This is a genomic window from Paraburkholderia tagetis (assembly GCF_022213065.1).
Taxonomy (GTDB): domain Bacteria; phylum Pseudomonadota; class Gammaproteobacteria; order Burkholderiales; family Burkholderiaceae; genus Paraburkholderia; species Paraburkholderia tagetis.
Genome location: NZ_JAKLJA010000014.1, coordinates 1 through 1,328, shown reverse-complemented (window position 1 = coordinate 1,328; position 1,328 = coordinate 1). Strand labels below are relative to the sequence as shown.

Annotated in this window: 1 protein-coding gene; it reads right to left on the bottom strand. The window is 66.2% G+C overall.

Annotated features, from left to right (window positions below; all coding sequences use genetic code 11):
* Positions 1-1,289, bottom strand: a 1,289-nt coding sequence (glmS, locus tag L5014_RS17900; protein WP_238465080.1) for a glutamine--fructose-6-phosphate transaminase (isomerizing), incomplete at its 3' end; no start/stop codon positions are given.
* Positions 1,290-1,328 lie beyond the last annotated feature (39 nt).

The window sequence follows — 1,328 nt, the reverse complement described above, 5'->3', positions numbered from 1 at the left end:
TATGCGGCTTCCTGCACGGCATTCACGTGGCCGCGCAGCTTGCCCAGCGTCACCGCGAGAATGAACAGGCCGACGAGCTGCGTCGTGAACGCCTTCGTCGACGCCACGCCAATCTCGCGCCCCGCGTGTGTGAGGAACTTGAACGAGGTGAGACGCACCATCGCGCTCGTCGCCACGTTGCAGACCGCGAGCGTGTGCTCCATGCCCAGCGACTGCGCGTGCTTGAGCGCCGCGAGCGTGTCGGCGGTTTCGCCCGACTGCGAGATCGTCACCACGAGCGAACGCGGATTGGGCACCGACTCGCGGTAGCGGTACTCGCTCGCGATCTCCACTTCGGTGCGGATCTTCGCGACCGATTCGAGCCAGTACTTCGCGGTCAGGCCCGCGTAGTAGCTCGTGCCGCACGCGAGAATCAGGATGCTGTCGATGCCCCTGAACACCTCTGCAGCAGTGTCGCCGAACTGCACGGGATCGAAGGCGACATCGGCGGGAATCGTGTCGGAAATCGCGCGCGGCTGCTCGAAGATCTCCTTTTGCATGTAGTGGCGATACGGGCCGAGTTCGACCGCGCCGGTATAGGCCTGCACGTCGCGTGCCACGCGCTCGGCGGGCTTGCCTGCGCGATCGACGATGCGCACGCCTTCGAGCGTGATCTCGCAGACGTCGCCCTCTTCCAGATAGCTGATGCTCTTCGCACTGCCCGCGATGGCCAGCGCGTCCGAGGCGATGAAGTTGCCGCCTTCGCCATGGCCCACCACGAGCGGCGAGCCCGCGCGCGCGCCCACCACCGTGTGCGGCTGGTCCTTGTGCACCACGCCGATCGCATACGCACCCGAGAGCTGCTGCACGGCTTCGCGCACGGCGGCGAACAGGTCGCCCTTGTACAGGCTGTGAATGAGGTGCGCGATGACTTCGGTATCGGTCTGCGAGACGAACTCGTAGCCCTTGCCGCGCAGCGTTTCACGCAGCGACTCGTAGTTCTCGATGATGCCGTTGTGCACGATCGCGAGCGCGTTGCGCGAGAAGATGGGATGCGCATTGTTCACCGTGGGCGCGCCGTGCGTGGCCCAGCGCGTGTGGGCGATGCCTGTGACGCCTTCGAAGCGCGCCTCGCGCACCTGCTCGTCGAGCTCGGCCACGCGGGCGACGCTGCGCACGCGCTGCGGGCCTTCGGCCGTGACGATGGCCACGCCGCACGAGTCGTAGCCGCGGTATTCGAGCCGCCGCAGGCCTTCGATGAGAACGGGAACGATGTTACGAAGCGCTACTGCGCCGACGATGCCGCACATGGAATTCGATCCTTTGCAATGAGGGGCGGGACACGTGGC